We start from the raw sequence: 17,993 nt of genomic DNA, 5'->3' as shown, positions 1-17,993 counted from the left end.
CCCTAAAATGGAAGCCTGCACCGGTGTACAGGGTATAAGCTAGGAAGAGATTACACACAACGCCGTATAAAACACAGACAGAACGTCACAGAGAAGTGATACAAACTTCGGAGGCATACCTTGTCAGTGAATGACAACGCTATGAAACGCTGGTCTGGCGATGATGCGTGGATTGAACAGTATTACCAGAACAGCCCCGTTGAAGACCGAGAAGTCTTCTCAACGGAAGAACTAGAAGAGTTAGCGCGAGCGCACCGTGCGCTCGCTGAGACGCGCGAACCCAATACCCCTGCGGTTACCGTGCATAACGACGAATACTCCACCACGCTGCTCGTCGTCACCGACGATATGGGGTACCTCGTCAGTTCCCTCACCGCTGAAATCGCCTCAGACTTCGGCGGCGTCTACTCGCTCTTCCACCCCATCTTCATCGTGGATCGCGACCCCAACGGAAAACTTCTCTCGGCACGCGGCGCTGGTCGCGCCAGTAACCTCGCCAGCGGCGATACCGCAACCTACGGGCTGCCTGTGCTCTCAGCGAAGGACGGCAAGCTCACGGCGCATCCCATGATCGAGTCTTGGATCGCGATTCGCCTCACCCGCAAGCTCAACGACGAAGACAGCGAACGCCTGCGCGTTACCGCACTTAAAATCCTCGACGATATTAAAGCCTGCGAAACCGATGCCGAAGCCATGGCCGAGCGCGTGAACACTATCGCCGAATCCCTGGATGCGCTGCGCGGCATAACCCTCGGCGAAGGCGAAGAATCTTTCACCGCGCATCCCGGCGGTAACGAACCTTCCTCACGCATCGAAATCGCACAGGACTTTTTGCGCTGGCTCGCCCGCGGTAACTTCCTTTTCATGGGTATCAAAGAGCGCCTGCTCGATGGCTCTTCAGGGGTTCTCGAACTGGCAGACCGCCCTCACTCGGCGTTGGGTATCCTGCGGTCCACCGAAGGGCAGCACCGCATCCGGCTGGAAAACGATACCCTCGCTCGCGCGCTCAGGCCGCGCCCACTCTACATTACGAAGGCGAACACCCGCTCCACCATTCAGAGCACCGACTACCTCGACTACATTGGGGTGCGCCGCTTCAACGCGAGCGGGCGCGTGGTCGGCGAATACGTGATTCTGGGGCTGTTTACCCGCCAGGCATACTCTCTGCCAGCCATAGAAACCCCGCTCATTCGCGAACGTATCGCCATGGTGCGCCGTCGCCTTGGATTCCACCCCGGCTCTTACTCCGATAAGATGCTCATCGGCTTCATCGAAGACTACCCGCGCCTTGAACTCATGCACGCCACGGTGAATACGCTCACTGAAACTTTCCGCGGCATCATGGGTCTGGAGGAACGGCGCAAGACCCGTCTCTTCTTGCGCCCCGACCAGTTCGCACGGTTTATCTCTGCGGTGGTGTATCTGCCACGCGATCGGTACAACACCTCTGTGCGCACCCGCATCCAGCAGGTATTCCGCGAAGAATTTGATTTAACCGCCATCGACTACCAGATTTACCTCTCGGCATCGTCGTTGGCGCGTGTGTTTTTCCGCATCCGGCTCGCCGACCCGAACGTCGTGCCGGATGTTGATGTAAGCGCCCTTGAGAAGCGCCTGCAAGCCGCTACCCGCTCCTGGGGAGAGGCTACCGCCGCCGCGCTTGAGGGCTGGAAACCCGGTGCAGAGGGACGCCGGCTCGCCTCCGCCTGGGCGGAAGCCGCGCCAGCAACCTACCGCGCCGACTACGAAGTAGAAAACGCGATCGAGGATATTGTGATTTTTGAATCTCTCTCGGGCGATACCCAGAGGCCCGCCGCTATCAAAGTTGAGACCGGCGACTTAGCTACCACCCGTCTGAAGACCTACCTGTCAGCACCGCATACCCTCACCGAGCTGCTCCCGGTGATGCAGAATATGGGACTGGTCGTCGTTGACCAAAGGCCCTACGAGTTCGCGCCCGAAGATGGGCAGGACTACGGATACCTGTACGACTTTGGTGTGCAGTTCCCCGAAGGTGTAGACCCGCACGCTGTTGCAACGCTCTACGAGGATGCACTCAACGCCTACCTGCTGGGAGAGCGCGACTCCGACACCCTGGACCGGCTTATTCTGGCCCACGGGCTCACCTGGAAAGAAGTCCGCTTATTCCGCGCCTTCAACCACTACCTGATTCAGCTGGGCCTAGGCTACACGCCGTCGTTCATGTCAAATACGTTGATGGCGTACCCGCAGATCGCAAAGCTCTACGTCCAGTTCTTCCACACCAGCTTCGACCCGAACAACGGGCTCACCGATGAGCAGCGCGAAGCTCAACGCGAAGAAATCCTGGAGCAGATTCGCGAAGAACTCAACAAGATTCCAACCCTGGACGCCGATCGCTACCTGCGCTCGCTCCTGAAAATTCTCAAGGCTATTCTGCGCACCAACGCATACTTGGGTCGAGAAGCGCTTGCGTTCAAGATTGCGCCCGAGCAGATCGATTTTGCGCCTCTGCCGCACCCCAAGTTCGAGATTTTCGTGTACTCCCCGCGCGTGGAGGGCGTGCACCTGCGCTTCGGCAATGTGGCGCGTGGCGGTCTGCGCTGGTCAGACCGTCGCGACGACTTCCGCACCGAGGTGTTGGGCCTGGTCAAGGCGCAGATGGTCAAGAACGCCGTTATTATTCCAACCGGCGCCAAGGGCGGTTTCTACCCCAAGCAGCTGCCCGATCCCGCTGTGGACCGCGACGCCTGGATTACCGAGGGTCGCGAATCCTACAAGATCTTTATCCGCTCCCTGCTGGATGTGACCGATAACCTCTCCGTTGCCACCGACGGCACCGAGACCGTAGTCCGCCCCGAGGGCGTGATCGCCCGCGACGGTGACGACTACTACCTGGTGGTTGCCGCCGATAAGGGGACTGCCGCATTCTCGGATACCGCAAACGCTATTAGCGCCGAGTATGGGTTCTGGCTGGGCGATGCGTTCGCATCCGGCGGCTCGGTTGGCTACGACCACAAGGCGATGGGCATTACCGCCCGTGGCGCGTGGGAGTCCGTCAAACGTCACTTTGCCGAGCTCGGCCACGACTGCCAGAGCGAAGAATTCACCGCTGTGGGTATTGGTGATATGTCCGGCGATGTCTTCGGCAACGGTCTGATGCGCTCTGAGAAAACCCGCCTGGTCGCCGCCTTCGATCATCGCGATATTTTCCTGGATCCGAACCCGGACCCCGCCGTCTCTTTCGAGGAGCGCGTGCGCCTGTACAAGCTGCCGCGTTCTTCGTGGCAGGATTACAACCGCGAGCTGATTTCTGAGGGCGGCGGCGTGTATTCGCGCGGTTTGAAGTCCATTGAGATCACCCCGCAGGTGCGCGAGGTGCTGGGTCTTGAGGACGATGTTACCGAGCTGGCACCCTCCGAGCTGCTTTCTGCGATCCTGAGGGCTCCGGTTGATCTGCTCTACAACGGTGGTATCGGCACCTACGTGAAGGCATCCACCGAAACCAACGCGCAGGTGGGCGATAAGGCAAACGACGCCCTGCGCGTGAACGGCAACGAGCTGCGCGCCAAGATCGTGGGCGAGGGTGGCAACCTTGGCTTCACCCAGCTGGGCCGCGTGGAGGCTGCACGCAACGGAGTCATCATCAATACCGACGCCATCGACAACTCCGCAGGTGTGGAAACCAGTGACCGCGAGGTGAACATCAAGATTCTGGTGGATCGTCTGGTGGCACGCGGTGAGCTTGCCCCGGATGAGCGCGCATCGTTCATCGAATCCCTGCGGGACGAAGTCGGCGCCAAGGTGCTTGAAACCAACGTTGAGCAGAACGTTCTGCTGCAGGGCGAATTCAACTACGGCACGTTGGGCATTGACGTCTATAAGCGCCTGATGCGTGACCTCGAAAAGCACGCCGGTCTGAACCGTACCGTCGAGTTCCTGCCCACGGATAAGGAACTGCAGGCACGGTTTGACACCACCGGCGAGATGCTGACCCGCCCCGAGCTTTCCGTGCTGGCCGCCTACGTGAAGATTTACCTTACACACGCCCTGGAAGAGACCGACTTCGCGGACGACCCCTATTTGGAGGGCCTGCTGCGCGAATACTTCCCGGCGCCTCTGGTGGAGCGTTTCGGCGAGTACCTGGATTCGCATCCGCTGCGCAAAGAGATTATCTGCACCCGCGTTGCCAACGAGATGGTAAACCTGGGCGGTATTACCTTCGCTTACCGCGCGGTCGAAGAAACCAGCGTTGGAGTGGATGCGGTCGCCCGCGCCTTCATCATCGCCCGCGAGCTCTTCGAGCTGGGTAAAGCCGCGAAACTGCACCGCGAATTGCCCGCACATACTTCCCTGGATGCGTGGAACACCGTGCTGCATGATGATCAGCGCGTTCTTGACCGTGTGGTGCGTTGGTTTATCGCCGAGCGCGGTGTGGTTGCGGGCAATCCGATCAGCTCCCTGCTGGAACGCTTTGGCGATGTGGTGGAGCTTCGCAACAACCTGCCCGCGTACCTCTCGGATGTTTCCCGTGCACGAGTTCGCTCCAAGCGCGATGCCGGCGAGGCTTGGGGTCTTCCCGAAGAACTCATTGTTATCTGGATTCGCGGCTTCGAGGGTTACGCTCTCTTGGATGTTATTCGCTCTGCCCGCGATAACGACTTCAAGGCGGTTGAGCTGGCACCGATTTACTTCGCAACCTACGACCGCTTCAAGGTTGATGAGCTGCTCGGCCTCATTAGCGAGCTGCCCCGTAACGACCGTTGGGAGACCCTCTCACGTCAGGCCCTGCGCGGCAGCCTCTACGAGACCGCCGCAGAGCTTGCAACGTCGGTGGCTGAGGAGGACGCAGGACACGCGCCAAGCAACCCCGAGGGGGCTTTGCAGGCGTTGGATTCCTGGATTAAGAACCACCCGACCCGTGTGGGCAATATCGACCGCATCTTTGATGAGGTCCGCAATGCCGAGCCCGACAGCGCATCGCACCCGCGCCTAGCCGTGATCTCGGTGGCGCTGCGTACCCTGTCGAGCGCATCCTAAAGCTCTTCTTAAGATATAACAAAAGCTGTTCCCTCTCCGCCCGTGTGTGGGTGGGGCAGGGAACAGCTTTTTGTCGTCGTGTCGCGGTGTGACGCTGATTAAAATGAAGAATATTTTTTAGCCGATATTCCGCTATTTATCAGGGATTTTTAAGTATTTCAGCGCATGACGCGTGAGATATTTTTGTGCACATCTGACGGTAAACCCCGCAAACTTGGTTCGGTACCGCTATACTCAAGTAGTAGTGAAACCTTGTGATGCACGTATGCGGCTTCCCCTGCCTTAAAAAGCGGGGAATATGTGGCATAAATCCCAGTTGCGGGCTGCGTGTCAAAAATAGTTTACACGTATACAATACAAGGGGTTGAAATCCCGAAAACCGATCACCTAGTCGTTCAGCGCAGTTTTTCCTGCGCGTAGCCCATCCCTGCCCTTAAACCACAGGTACAGGGGCAATATACATATAGGCATTAGGTGAGAATAGCGCTGAAAGAAGTTCCCGTCTTGTCTTCCCACCATGCAGACATCCCGAAAAACCGCTGGAGCTGGAGACTCCTCTACAATTTTCTTCTCTATGTATCTCCCGTTGCACTCCTAACAGTCGCATTCCCGTTCGTAACCCCCATTCTCAGCAAGAACTATGTGGGGTCGGTGCCGCTTATCCAGATTATTCTGGCGGCATCCATCGTGGTTCCCTGGTTAAGCCAGGCGGTATGCATGCCTATTTACCGCGCCCTCGAATCCGAACATCTGAAAGTTGAGGATGCGCGCCGCGAGGTTCAGGAAGAAGCGGCGATTCTCAAACGGGATCACAAATCCAAAGAGGCGCAAGAACTTCTTGCTACTCTCGATACCGACCCGAAATATCAGCATATTAGCGAGCTGAGGGCGTTTAGCCGCCACTGGGGCTACCTCTATCTGGTGGGCCTGCCCATCGCGTTCCTTTTCGCTATTCCCGTGGTGCTCGTACTGCACTGGGATATGGTGGCGCTGGTATCCTTCCTCTTTTTGAGTATGCTGAACGTTGCGTATGCGCAGCTTCTTATTGTGCCGAACGTGGCAAAAAACCGTCCGCTATGGTTCTTTGCATGGGTAGGCTACACGATTGTTCTGCTGACTTTGCCGACCGTGTGGTTCCTGCCGCCGCTGGTGGGGTCGGCCATTCTGTTCAGCGGTATCGGGCGTGAAATTAAGCAGTTGTTCCATTTCAGCCGCCTTCCCCTAGGCGCCGCCTACCGCGATGTCATTCGCGGCCTGCTGACCGGTTCTATCCTCTGGGCTGATAAATACGTGCTCTTCTTGGTGACGAACGGCAAGATCGACGTTATCGCCATCTACATGAGCCTGGTTCCCTGCGTGATCGCCTACAACTACTTCTTCGTGGTTGAGTCTAACCGCGTGAACGGCTCTATTCAGCGTCTGTGGACCCTCTTCAATAAACTTCCCTTCAATGAAATTGAGCCGGAGGCGCACGCTGTAGTGCGTATTTCTCACGCCTCCGTGCGCAACACGTTGATTGTCTCAGTTATCTGCTCGGTCATTACGGGCATTCTGATGTATATCTTCGTACCGAACACCTTCCCGCTCGCCTATGCGGGACTGACGGTGGCATGGTTGTTCCTGGCTATGGCGCTCTTCATCTATCAGCTGGAATACATGACCATGTTTAAGACTGTGCACATTATCGGTGCGGTACACCTGCTGATCGTCACTGTCGCCTTTTCAATCATCCCGAACGATGGCGGTTATCTGCCCATCATTATCGGCGAAGCAATTCTCGCCCTCGTCACGTGGATACTCTACCGTCGTGCCTGGGCTAATCCCGAATACTCACTCTTCTGGCGTCGTGCCCTAGCCTGGTAGATGAGAGGTCATATACATTGATAAACACCGCAATGCGTAACCACTATGCCCCGCTGCAATTGCCCGCGCCGGGACCCCGAACACCCGACCCTGATTATCCTGAGGTCGATGTTGCGCTGGTGATGGAATCGACCTACCCCTACCTTAAGGGCGGGGTTTCCGCAGTGGTTCACGATATTATCGTGGAAAACCCGAGCATCAGCTTCGGAATTATTCATATTTCCTGGGATAGTAAACAGGAACTTAAAGACCTGTACGGTATGCCCGAAAACGTCAAATGGGTGAAGGTGATCTACCTGAGCCTAGAGGAGCATAAGGAAGAATTCGCCCAAGAATGTAATCCGAAAAACCTCAAGATGAATCGTCGCCAACGCAAGAAACTGGTGGCGAGACTTATGAGCGCTTTCGATGCTCTTATTCACGGCGATGTAAACCCGCTCTGGTCGTTCTACGATGAAGGAATTAACCCCCGCACCCGCACCTACTCACTCTTCGCTCTCACCGGCACCCGCGAGTTTATGGAGGCAGTCGGTAACTGGGGCTTCCTCGCGCAGATTCCGTTCGGCGAACTCTTCTGGGAGATCCGTAACTTCGTCTCTATCGTGTACGCCCTGCTGCATGAGCGCCTGCCCTATGCCCGCGTGTACCACGCCCATACCACCGGCTACGCCTCACTTTTGGGCGCTGCGGGTGCGCGCGATTACGGCACCAGCTTCCTGTTGACCGAACACAACCTGTATGTGCGCGATACTATCAATACCAAGCTGGAACGCAATATGGCCAAGCCCGTCACCACGGATTACGCCTTCCTGAAGGAGCCGCGCGATAAACCCGAGCTGGGTCCCGTCACGCTCGAAGAGACTGCGTGGTGCGTCTGGTTCCTGGAAATGGGACGTTTCTGCTACCCCAGCGCCGATATGGTGACCTATCTGTACCCCAAGGCGATTGAAGAGGCACGCGGTATTGGTGCGCCCATCGACCAGTACAACGAGGGTGAAGAAGACCGCGCGGTCGTGCTGCCGAACGGTATGCTTATCGAGAGCGTGTACCCGGCGTATGTGGGGCGCCAGACTGCTCGGGCGCGCATCCTGGCGGAGGGGCGCGGTCACATGTGGCGTTTCGTGTTTATTGCGCGTGTGGTGCCCATTAAGGGGCTCACAGACCTTGTGAAGTCGCTTGCGCTGCTGCGTGATGCCGGGCTCGACAACTTCCACCTGGATGTGCTCGGGCCGAAGAACCACATGCCCGAATACTATGAGCTGTGCGTGCGCACGATCGAAGAGCTCAATATGGGCGACTTCATTACCTTCCACGGCACCGTGAAGGTGCGCGAAATGCTGGACCGCTTCGATGTTCTGCTCATGCCCAGCTACAACGAAGGTCAGCCCATTGTGGCGCTGGAAGCGATGGCAGCATCCATTCCGCTGGTGAGTACCGACGTGGGCGGTATGTCGCAGCTGATCGATGATGTGCTGGTCACCTCGGATGGCAGTGAAATAGGTAACTGCGGTATTCTAACCATTCCGGGCGATGTTGAAGGCTTCACGCAGGCGCTTCGCACCATGATGGAGGAACCCAGCATCTATGAGCGGTACTGTGTTAACGCTTACAACCGAGTTGTAAAGTTCTTCCAACTTCGCCTGGTTATGGACCGTTATGACCAGATATACCGTAAGCTAGGTAAAATACCTCAGCGAGTTACGGAGCAGATTGAAGAATGAGCGATAATTCTCTACGAGCCGGCACTCCGGGAAAATTTGGTGCCTGGATTCGATACGGCGGCGACCCTATATCGGAAGAGCAGCTGGCCTTTGCGGCGCAGAACTACGCGGTAGCTATTCTGCAGCCCTGGGAGCTGGATGCGGCACGCTACCTCAAAGAGCAGTCACCTAATATGGTGGTGCTCGCCTATAAGTGCCTTTCTTCCAGTCGCGCCTATGAACCAGGCCCCATTTACTCTTCGGGTGTCTCTTATAAATATGCGCAGGATCTTCTGAACACAACCGGTAAGGATTTGTTCGCCCGCCGCCTAGACGGCTCTCTGATTGAGTGGTCGGGGTACTGGCAGCACTACCAGATGGCGGTGTGGAGTGCCGACTACCGCTGGCAGTGGGTGCACTCCGTGGTGGAAGAACTGCGTAACTCGCCCTTTGACGGCGTGATGGCTGATAACGACGTAGAGAATGATTATTACGGACTAAACCTGCCGATTCAGGGCGTTGAAAGCATCACCACGATTCGGCAGCATCTCGATTTCTTGATCTCCTTCGCCGGTATTGAGCTGAATAAGATCGGCAAAATCCTGGTGCCTAATATTGCCGAATCGCGCCTGCGCTGGGGCAAATGGGAAAGCCACAGTGCCTACGGCGGCGGGTTCGAGGAAGTGTGGCTCGGCTGGGGCGCACAAGAATTCCTCAGCGGCGCCTACGCCACCATGCAGGGAAACCATATTGGGCGCGGCGCCGAAGGCTTGGTAACGCTGAATGCGGTGCAGGACCGCTCGGGCGATGCCTACGGCGCTGTGAATACCCAGCAGTCCCTTCCTAAGGTCACGATTTTGCGCACCCCGCACGGGTACTCGACATCGCCGATTAGCGGCACGGATGAGAATCTGCTGTATGGTCTGGCTGGGTTCTGGGTTTTTGGAGGCGGTCGCTTTACCGGTATCAACGCAACTCAGCACGATGCCTATGACGGTACTCCGAACGCGCCCGAGCTGTCCTTTGACTTGGGGGCTGCATCCGGTGAGATTGAGGCTCAGGACAGCGTGCAGACCCGTGCTTTCACGCACGGCTGGGCGGCTCTGAATACGAGCGACCGCACCACGATGGTGCGCGTGCCGCAGGATCAGGGGCTCGTAGATGCGCAAAACAACGCGGCACCCGCCACCCTCACCCTAGAAGGCCACCGCGGGGTTATTTACCGTAAGCGGTAATTTTAAGGTCTCTTGCTATAGCGTATATACGGCGGTATTCTGTACCCTGCCCGGGGTGGGAATACCGCCTATCTGTTAAGGGTAGTGGCAACAGACCGGAATGAAGTCCGTTTCATGTCAAGAAACGGGCTGATTCACAGCGCAGCATCCCTGTACTGTGGAACAAGCGGTTGGAATACGACCAACTATTCTCGTGGTGCTGAGTTTAAGGAGTGAATTACAGTGAATATTCTTTTGATCGACGGCGGTAAAGCATTCGGCCACTCGGCGGGTCGCCTGAACCACACCCTGCATCAAACCGCCCGTGATACGTTATCGGCGCTCGGTCATCATGTGCGAGAAACTGTGATTGACGACGGGTACGATATTCACCAGGAAGTAGAAAAATTCCAGTGGATGGATGCGGTCATCTGGCAGATGCCCGGTTGGTGGATGCATGAGCCGTGGACCGTGAAAAAATATATGGACGAGGTGTTTACCACCGGCGCGGGCACCCTGTACGCTAATGATGGCCGCAGCAGTGCCAACCCCACTGAAGGATACGGCACGGGCGGTCTTCTTCAGGGGCGGCGGCATATGCTGTCGCTGACGTGGAACGCGCCTCGCGAAGCTTTTATCCGGGAGGGCGACTTCTTCGAGGGAGTCGGGGTAGATGCCCTCTACATGCACTTTCATAAAGCTAATGAGTTCTTGGGAACTACCCAATTACCCACCTTTATTTGCAATGATGTGATTAAAAATCCACAGGTCGAACAGTATATCGCCGACTATACTGCCCACCTCAACGAGGTCTTCGGTCGGGCGTAAGGGCTTAAACCTGCATACCCTCATAAGCATGCCTGAGGAGACGGCCTCACGTGAAAGCTGACCGCATAGAATCGGATGCAGATTTCTCCATCGCATCATGTCATCACCAGGAAGGTAGTTAAGATTATGGCTGCTGAGAACAATGAACGTTATCTGCGTGGGAAAGAGGTACTTGCTCGGGTAGAGCAGAACCCTCACGGATCTATTCTTGATAGCTTAGCTTCTTTTTCGCCTGATTTAGAACGGTTCGTCGTGGAGTTTGGGTATGCGGATGTTTTTGATCGGGAAGGTTTATCCGATCAGTCTCGCCAGCTCATTACCATATCTGCTTTGGCCGCACTTGGGAATGCAGCTCCGCAGCTGGAATTCCACATTAATGGTGCCCTCAATGTGGGCTGTTCTCCTGAGCAGATTATCGAGACTTTTATCCATGTGACCATATACGCTGGTTTCCCTGCTGCATTAAATGCTGTCTCTGTTGCCCGTAAGGTTTTCACCGAACGCGGTATTGACGTGAACTTAGATACGCATAGTACCGAGCCCGCCAAGCGTTTCGAGGTAGGCTCTTCGTATCTTGAGCGTGTAGATGGGGCTGGCGGGGAAGCTGTGGTTGAATCGCTTCAGGATATTGCGCCGGATTTAGGCCGCTACATTGTCGAGTACTCATTTGGCGATGTTTATTCTCGGCCCGGGCTGAGCCTATGGGAGCGTGAACTGGTCTCTGTATCTGCGTGCAGCGCTTTAGGAACGTGCGTGCCTCAGCTGCATGTTCATATCAACGGCTTCTTGAACGTAGGCGGCACTCAAGAGGAACTTGTGGAGCTGATGATTCAGATAGCGGTCTATGCAGGATTCCCCGCCGCCCTAAATGCTATCGCCAGTTTGCGGAAAGTATTAGCAGAGAATAAGGCATAATTACGATGCGCACGAAGTGGTGAAACCAAGATTTTAAAGGCGGCTCTGTTTGCAGGGCAGTACATAAAAATATACGGGTGATTCCCTGAAAATATGTCAGGGAACCACCCGTATATTCTTATCAAGTTATATAGCTGTTCGGCTATATATACTACTCAAACTTTATTTTGTGGGGTATGAAGGTGCCTCTTCGCCAGCCATACGTTCCAACACGCGCACCACCTGGCAGGAGTAACCGAACTCGTTGTCGTACCAGACGTACAGGATTGCCGAGTCGTCGCTGACGACGGTGGCAAGCGCATCCACCACACCCGCGTTGCGCGAACCCACAAAGTCGGTGGAGACGGCCTCATGCGAATCGGAGTAACCAATCTGACGGCGAAGTTCACCGTTGAGGGCAACCTGACGGAAGACCTCGTTCAGTTCATCCTTAGAACCGGCGGGCTTAGCCAGCTTCACGTTCAGAATAGCCATCGAAACATCCGGGGTGGGAACGCGAATAGCGTTACCGGTCAGCTTGCCCTCCAACTGGGGGAGTGCCTTAGAAACGGCACGCGCCGCGCCGGTTTCGGTAATCACCATGTTCAGCACTGCCGAACGGCCGCGACGATCACCCTTGTGGAAGTTATCGATCAGGTTCTGATCATTCGTGAAAGCGTGCACGGTCTCCACGTGACCGCGTTCCACACCGTACACATCATCAAGAACCTTCAGCGCGGGGGTAATCGCGTTGGTCGTGCAGGATGCCGCCGAAAGAATCTTATCGTCGTCGGTAATGATGCTATCGTTCACGCCGAAGACAATATTTTTCATATCGCCCTTACCGGGAGCGGTCAGCAGAACGCGGGAAATACCGGGGCGCTCAAGGTGCTGGGTCAGCCCCGGAACATCGCGCCAGCGACCGGTGTTATCGACCAGAAGCGCATCCTCAATACCGTACTCGGTGTAATCCACAGTGGTCGGATCTGACGAGTAGATGAAACGCACCGGCAGACCGTTAGCAATAATGGTGTCGTTCTCAGCATCTACCTTAATAGTGCCCTTGAACGGACCGTGCACCGAATCGCGTGCCAACAAAGAAGCCCGCTTCTCAAGATCGTTCTCGGTGTTCTTACGCACCACCACCGCACGCAGGCGCAGGTTTGCACCCAGCGATGAGGAACGCTCCAGCAGAATACGCGCCAACAGACGACCAATGCGCCCGAAACCGTAGAGCACCACATCCTGCTGCTTGACGGTCTCGCCCTTCTTGCCAACCGATGCACCAACCTGCTCGGGCAGCCACATGGAGAAGTCGGGGGAACCCGCATCAACATGCTGGCGATGCAGAGCCGCAATGTTGATCGAGCAGGGACCAAGGTTAAGGTCAAAAAGTGCCTGAACCAGCTCTAGCGTATGCTCGGGGTTCAGCGGGGTTCCATCAACCTTCGCGGCACCATCATGCAGGCGCAACAGCTGAATAACGGACTTATTGACCAGGCTGCGACCGTGAATATTAAGAACTACACCGTTCTCGCGGTTTAGCTTACCGATGAGGGGAATCATCTCTTCGGCCTGGGTTTCGCGGGCAATCCACTGCTCGTGAGTGTTTTCGGGAGTCGTCACTCTTGACCTTCTTCCTCAATGGACGTCTTCGTCGGAATTTGTTGTTCGCGCCGATGCGCATGCCCAATTCATCGGGTCGCACGCAACCGACTCTGCTTTAAGTCTAACCGCTGTGGCGAACGGTTTTATTCCCTCACGCCGCCGAATCTGTGAAATCTAGCACGCTTTGCACGATGCGCTACGCCCGAAGCCAATAAAGCCCACACAACCCCTCACACAAGAAGCGAAAACAACGGGAATAACACACAGAAACACACCCGTCGCGCGGCAACCTTGAGTAGAATTGAGACATGTTAACTGTCATCGGTGAAGCACTCGTAGATGTCGTCCACAGCAACGACGCCCCCATGCACGCCTACCCCGGCGGATCTCCCCTCAACGTCGCCGTCGGCGCCGCGCGGCTAGGGCACAAGACCCGGTTTATCGGCCACTACGGAACCGACGAACACGGCGCCAGCATCGCCGCGCACCTGAGCGCATCCAAAGTGCAGGTACCCTTCGAACCGCGCGCCGCACGAACCTCAACCGCGCAGGCGTATATCGGGGAAGACGGCGCGGCACGCTACGAATTCGATATCGACTGGAGCCTCGACAGCTACGCCGACGACATTCTGGCCTTAGCCCCCAGCTGCGAAGCGCTGCACACCGGCTCTATCGGGGCGATGCTCGAACCGGGCGCCCACGTGGTCGCTCAAGCACTCACGGCGGCACGTGAAAGCGCACTTATCAGCTACGACCCAAACTGCCGCCCCACCATTATTAGCGACCGTGCCCTCGCCCAGAGCTGGGCAGAAAAATTTGCTGCGCTCGCCTCGGTGGTGAAAGCAAGCGACGAAGATCTGACGTGGCTATATCCTGACCGTTCCCTTGCAGAAACCGCGCATGCCTGGCTCGACCTCGGCGTAGAGCTGATGGTGATAACCCGCGGTGAAGGCGGGCCGATCGCCTACACCCGTGCCTACACCAATGGAATTGAAGAACCAGCCTATCGCGTAGAGGTTGCAGATACCGTAGGCGCGGGCGATTCGCTCATGGCGGCGCTGATCGCCGCACTCCTCGACAGAGGTATCAGCGGTGCCCAAGCACGCAGCAAACTTGCCGCACTCACCCGCGAAGATATTCAAAATCTGCTACGATTCTCCGCAACGGCGGCGGGAATTACCGTCTCGCGTTCCGGAGCGAACCCGCCCACCCGCGAAGAACTTAACGCCGTGCTCAACGGCTAAGTCAGCCACCCGACCAAACGAGGAGGACTACCGTGACTAACAACCTCGGCACCGCACCCCTGCCGCGTGAACCCTACGCCGGGCTGCCCGACCTGCCGCTCTTCAACCTGACCTCCACCGACATTGAAAACGGTGCCACCGCGCCCACCGCCATGCTCTCGGCGCTCTTCGGCGTGCCCGGCGGGCAGGATCAGTCTCCGCAGCTGAGCTGGTCGGGATTCCCCGAAGAGACCAAATCCTTCGTTGTCACCTGCTACGACCCGGATGCGCCCACCCCCAGCGGCTTCTGGCACTGGACCGTATCAAACATCCCCGCATCGGTTACCGCGCTTGAGACCAACGCGGGCGCTATCGTCGGCGGCCAGGGCGGCGCGGCGCTTCCCGCCGGGGCGATAGCGCATCGCAACGACGCCGGAACCCCCGGATTCGTGGGTGCTGTACCCCCAGCGGGGCATGGGCCGCACCGTTACATATTCTGCGTGACTGCCGTGGACGTACCCGAACTTGAGGTAGACGAGAATACCTCACCTGCCGTCGTGAACTTCAACCTCTTCTTCCACGGCATCGCGCGCACTTTTTTGACCGTCACCTACGCAGAACCGGCGGAGTAGGCGCTTATTCTCGCATGATTAAGCTCATCGCCAGCGATCTGGACGGCACGCTCATCGGGCCTGATTTTCGTTTTCGCCCTCGCACTCTGCACGCCCTAGAGGCGGCGCGTGCGGCGGGCATCGACATCGTGTTCGTAACCGGGCGCCCGAGCCGTTGGCTTACCCCGCTGCGGGAACAAACCGATTTTGACTCTTACGCCATTTGCTCGAACGGCGCCGTGGTGTATCATCTGGGCGCCAACGAAGTAGAGACGGTTAACGGTGCCGAACCCGCCGTGATCGAGCGTGCCCACACTCGGCTTGAGCCGATATTCCCCGAGGTCACCTACACCCTCGAAACCGTGGATACCGTCTACATTCAGGGGCCGCACGACGGGGGAGACGTGCTTGAGGGCGCTCGCGTGGTTGAATCCTCTATGGCGGAGGCATTCGTGGCGCTTGGTGATACTCCGATCATTAAATACCTGGTTCGGGTGCCCGGTATGGACCCCGATATTCTGCATGTGCGTGTGGCGCAGACCGTGGGTGAGCTGGTGTCGGTCACGCGCGGGGTTGTGGGCGAGCCGCTGATCGAGATGGGTTCGAAGACCGTGAATAAGGGGCGCACTCTCGCCCAATTTGCCGCAAGACACGGTATTGAGGCGCACGAGGTGATGGCCTTCGGCGATATGCCGAACGATGCTGAGATGCTGTGCTGGGCGGGTCGTGGGTATGCGATGGCATCCGGCGAGCCTGCGCTGATTAAGAAGGTAGGGCGCACCTGCCCGCCCTTTGGGGAAGACGGCGTGGCGCAGGTGATCGAGGCGATGCTTCAGGGTCGCGGCGAGGCACAGTACCGAGCGATGTAGACTCCGCGCGGCTGCGTACCGTGCAGCCTCACCCAAATCTTCATCTAAATTTTTGCCTCTCATCTAAAAATTTTTGGATGAGAGGCGTATTTTTTGGATGAGGGAGCCGTCGAAAGTACGTACTGGGCATAAAACGGTCGTCTATATAGAAGTAATTCTTTCTATTATCGCTTATACTAGAAATAGTTCTTTCTATATGAGGGTATAAAGATTATGGTGTATATTCCCACCAAAGTGCGCCGAGCCGCGCGGACGATAGGTGAGCAGCTGCGCATCCAACGCAAACTGATGGGTCTGACCGCCCAGATGGTTGCGGAACGTGCAGACATTACGACCGTGACCCTGCGGCGCATTGAGCAGGGCGAATCGGTGCGTACCGACGTACTTTTTCGTGTGCTGCGGGTGCTCGGCATGCTGGATGCGGTCGTCACCGCCACCGACCCGTACCTCACGGATGTCGGCCGCCTGCGCGCCAGCGAAAAACTCCCCAAATCGGTGCGCATCCCCAAAAGTGAAATGGGCTGGTAACTATGGGTGAAGCAGCTGATTAACTGAATTTATAGTGCTGTTGCGTATTTATCTAGAGTCAAGACTGACTCGTCGCATTAGCGGTTCTGCTGATTATCTTCCGCATCATTCCTTTTAAAGAAGGAATAGTAAATAATTTGAACAAAAACGATCAGCATGATGATGAGGATTATTGGAACCGTTATATATTCGATTTTCATGTGCCGATCTAGCACGTCCACACCGAAGGTGATAATCAGAAAGACCATGAGGTAGTTCGATTTCGTCTTCATCTTTCCCACTCTAACATTGCCGAGTGCAAGAATTCTTGCACCTATCAGCTTTATAAAGCCATATAAAGCTGATAGGGTGGTGTGTACAAGGGAAGGAGTGCATCATGCCTAAGAGTTTAGCGACCGAAGAGTTCATCACAGGTGTTCTACACGATACTGAGCGGCGCATCCGTGAACAGATCGATCGGGGTGAAATCACTCCCACTGCCGAGTCTATGCAGGAGCTCTCGAACGCGCTCTCGCATACGGTTGAGGTGCGCAAGGGCGCGCGGGGATCTGGGAAGTATATTGGCAAGGTGAAGGATAGCCGCAGCACCCGCGAATACCTTGGCGGCATCAGTCTGCAGGCCCTCAACGATAGGGTGCGCAAGAACAATATTCTGCGCCTCAAAAACAAGGCGGGACGTAACGGATATCCGGTTTTTCAGTTCAAAGACGGGGCAGTGGATCCGCAGGTTCGGCAGGTTATTAAAACCCTATTAGACGGAAAACTGACTGAGTGGGAAGTTGCTTTTTGGCTCGCTATGCCGTCGAATTTCTTTGATGGCCGCCCCGCAGCTGAGTACATGAAGGATTCCGAAGAGAACTTCAAATTTGTGCTGGCATGTGCAGTTCAGGATGCTGCTGACCGGAGGGCAAACTACTGATGCCAACAGAACGTCATGAATCAACCCTACTCCCACCGAACCGCCCCTTAGATCTCTCTGGGATTCCTGCAATTTCAGTAGGGTACGGGGGTGAAGAACCTGGCACATGGTACCGGTCGTATCAAAAATATGTAGGCGATACTAAACGAGATTGTCGATATTTTTCTCCCAAACGGGGCAGATTCGATCTTAATATGCCCAACGGGACGCTTAATCTTGCAAGTACTCCTGAGGCTGCACTTCGAGAACGCTTAGGTCCTCGACTTATTGGTCTTATAGCGCTTCCCATGAACAGGTTCGACGGCGTTTATGTGGCTCGTGTTCAGCTCCCACGCGTATTTAAGGTTGCTGATTTTCGTCAAGCATTTGGTGGCTTTGCGCCCGGGGATATTTCTTCTGCGTTGTTTCACGCTGAGGGCTATTCTGTTACTCAACAGTGGGCAGAAGCGGTTCGGGAAGCAGGGTTAGAGGGGATTATTGCACGTTCGAGGTTCAGCAGTGGAAGTGCTCTATACCTTTTTGGAACTAGCGGCGAAAACCGGGAGTTTGGCAGCATTGGCGGCGAAGAGACAGCACTCAGCGTAGCGCGCGCTATACCCTTCTTCCCTGAGATCGTGAGTGTTGAAGAGGAAGAGTTCGAATTCGAGTAATGAGTACGGGCTGTATCTTCATACTCATATGACATCTAAAAATGCCTTGGCGCACATAGCGTGTTAT

14 protein-coding genes are annotated in these 17,993 nt (G+C 56.2%); 12 read left to right on the top strand and 2 right to left on the bottom strand.

All coding sequences use genetic code 11. From position 1 onward, the window contains the following. The first annotated feature begins 141 nt into the window (after positions 1 to 141). The 6 genes from HMPREF0733_RS03910 (at position 142) to HMPREF0733_RS03885 (ending at position 11,539) form a co-directional block, all read left to right on the top strand. On the top strand, positions 142 to 5,019 hold the full coding sequence (locus tag HMPREF0733_RS03910) for an NAD-glutamate dehydrogenase (protein WP_244864833.1): 4,878 nt from the start codon (positions 142 to 144) through the stop codon (positions 5,017 to 5,019). Between the two features lie 504 nt (positions 5,020 to 5,523). Next, complete coding sequence (locus HMPREF0733_RS03905; protein ID WP_244864831.1) at positions 5,524 to 6,882, top strand: hypothetical protein; 1,359 nt, start codon at positions 5,524 to 5,526, stop codon at positions 6,880 to 6,882. 32 nt (positions 6,883 to 6,914) lie between these two features. Beyond that, on the top strand, positions 6,915 to 8,603 hold the full coding sequence (pelF, locus tag HMPREF0733_RS03900; protein ID WP_013398085.1) for a GT4 family glycosyltransferase PelF: 1,689 nt from the start codon (positions 6,915 to 6,917) through the stop codon (positions 8,601 to 8,603). Continuing rightward, entirely contained in the window at positions 8,600 to 9,817 is a 1,218-nt protein-coding gene (locus tag HMPREF0733_RS03895; RefSeq protein ID WP_013398084.1) for a putative glycoside hydrolase, read from the top strand. The genes pelF and HMPREF0733_RS03895 overlap by 4 nt, the downstream gene beginning before the upstream one ends. A gap of 222 nt (positions 9,818 to 10,039) precedes the next feature. After that, complete coding sequence (locus tag HMPREF0733_RS03890; protein WP_013398083.1) at positions 10,040 to 10,624, top strand: NAD(P)H-dependent oxidoreductase; 585 nt, start codon at positions 10,040 to 10,042, stop codon at positions 10,622 to 10,624. Positions 10,625 to 10,750: 126 nt separating this feature from the next. After that, positions 10,751 to 11,539, top strand: a complete 789-nt coding sequence (locus HMPREF0733_RS03885; RefSeq protein WP_041321887.1) for a carboxymuconolactone decarboxylase family protein — start codon at positions 10,751 to 10,753, stop codon at positions 11,537 to 11,539. Positions 11,540 to 11,701: 162 nt separating this feature from the next. Here HMPREF0733_RS03885 and HMPREF0733_RS03880 read toward each other — a convergent pair whose 3' ends face one another. Then, on the bottom strand, positions 11,702 to 13,144 hold the full coding sequence (locus HMPREF0733_RS03880) for a glyceraldehyde-3-phosphate dehydrogenase (protein WP_013398081.1): 1,443 nt from the start codon (positions 13,142 to 13,144) through the stop codon (positions 11,702 to 11,704). A 290-nt stretch (positions 13,145 to 13,434) separates the two neighbouring features. On the opposite strand from HMPREF0733_RS03880, the gene HMPREF0733_RS03875 reads away from it, so the two are divergent. From HMPREF0733_RS03875 to HMPREF0733_RS03860, 4 genes are all read left to right on the top strand, one after another. Then, complete coding sequence (locus HMPREF0733_RS03875; protein WP_013398080.1) at positions 13,435 to 14,370, top strand: carbohydrate kinase family protein; 936 nt, start codon at positions 13,435 to 13,437, stop codon at positions 14,368 to 14,370. 32 nt (positions 14,371 to 14,402) lie between these two features. Further along, the gene (locus HMPREF0733_RS03870) at positions 14,403 to 14,981 is read left to right on the top strand and encodes a YbhB/YbcL family Raf kinase inhibitor-like protein (protein ID WP_013398079.1); all 579 of its coding nucleotides are present in this window, start codon (positions 14,403 to 14,405) and stop codon (positions 14,979 to 14,981) included. Positions 14,982 to 14,995: 14 nt separating this feature from the next. After that, a complete protein-coding gene (locus HMPREF0733_RS03865; protein ID WP_013398078.1) occupies positions 14,996 to 15,829 on the top strand; it encodes an HAD-IIB family hydrolase in 834 nt (277 codons plus the stop codon). Between the two features lie 213 nt (positions 15,830 to 16,042). Next, the gene (locus HMPREF0733_RS03860; protein WP_013398077.1) at positions 16,043 to 16,357 is read left to right on the top strand and encodes a helix-turn-helix domain-containing protein; all 315 of its coding nucleotides are present in this window, start codon (positions 16,043 to 16,045) and stop codon (positions 16,355 to 16,357) included. 77 nt (positions 16,358 to 16,434) lie between these two features. On the opposite strand, the gene HMPREF0733_RS03855 is transcribed toward HMPREF0733_RS03860, so the two are convergent. Further along, entirely contained in the window at positions 16,435 to 16,629 is a 195-nt protein-coding gene (locus tag HMPREF0733_RS03855) for a hypothetical protein (RefSeq protein ID WP_013398076.1), read from the bottom strand. A gap of 104 nt (positions 16,630 to 16,733) precedes the next feature. Between HMPREF0733_RS03855 and HMPREF0733_RS03850 the strand changes: the two genes are divergently transcribed. Continuing rightward, positions 16,734 to 17,276: a hypothetical protein gene (locus HMPREF0733_RS03850; RefSeq protein ID WP_013398075.1), complete on the top strand. Its 543-nt coding sequence runs from the start codon at positions 16,734 to 16,736 to the stop codon at positions 17,274 to 17,276. A 194-nt stretch (positions 17,277 to 17,470) separates the two neighbouring features. Next, positions 17,471 to 17,926 carry an RES family NAD+ phosphorylase gene (locus HMPREF0733_RS03845; RefSeq protein ID WP_013398074.1) on the top strand — a complete coding sequence of 152 codons (456 nt, stop codon included), beginning with the start codon at positions 17,471 to 17,473 and terminating at the stop codon, positions 17,924 to 17,926. The last annotated feature ends 67 nt before the right edge of the window (positions 17,927 to 17,993 follow it).

It is taken from the genome of Rothia dentocariosa ATCC 17931, from assembly GCF_000164695.2.
Taxonomy (GTDB): domain Bacteria; phylum Actinomycetota; class Actinomycetes; order Actinomycetales; family Micrococcaceae; genus Rothia; species Rothia dentocariosa.
This window is presented reverse-complemented; position numbering and strand designations above follow the sequence as displayed.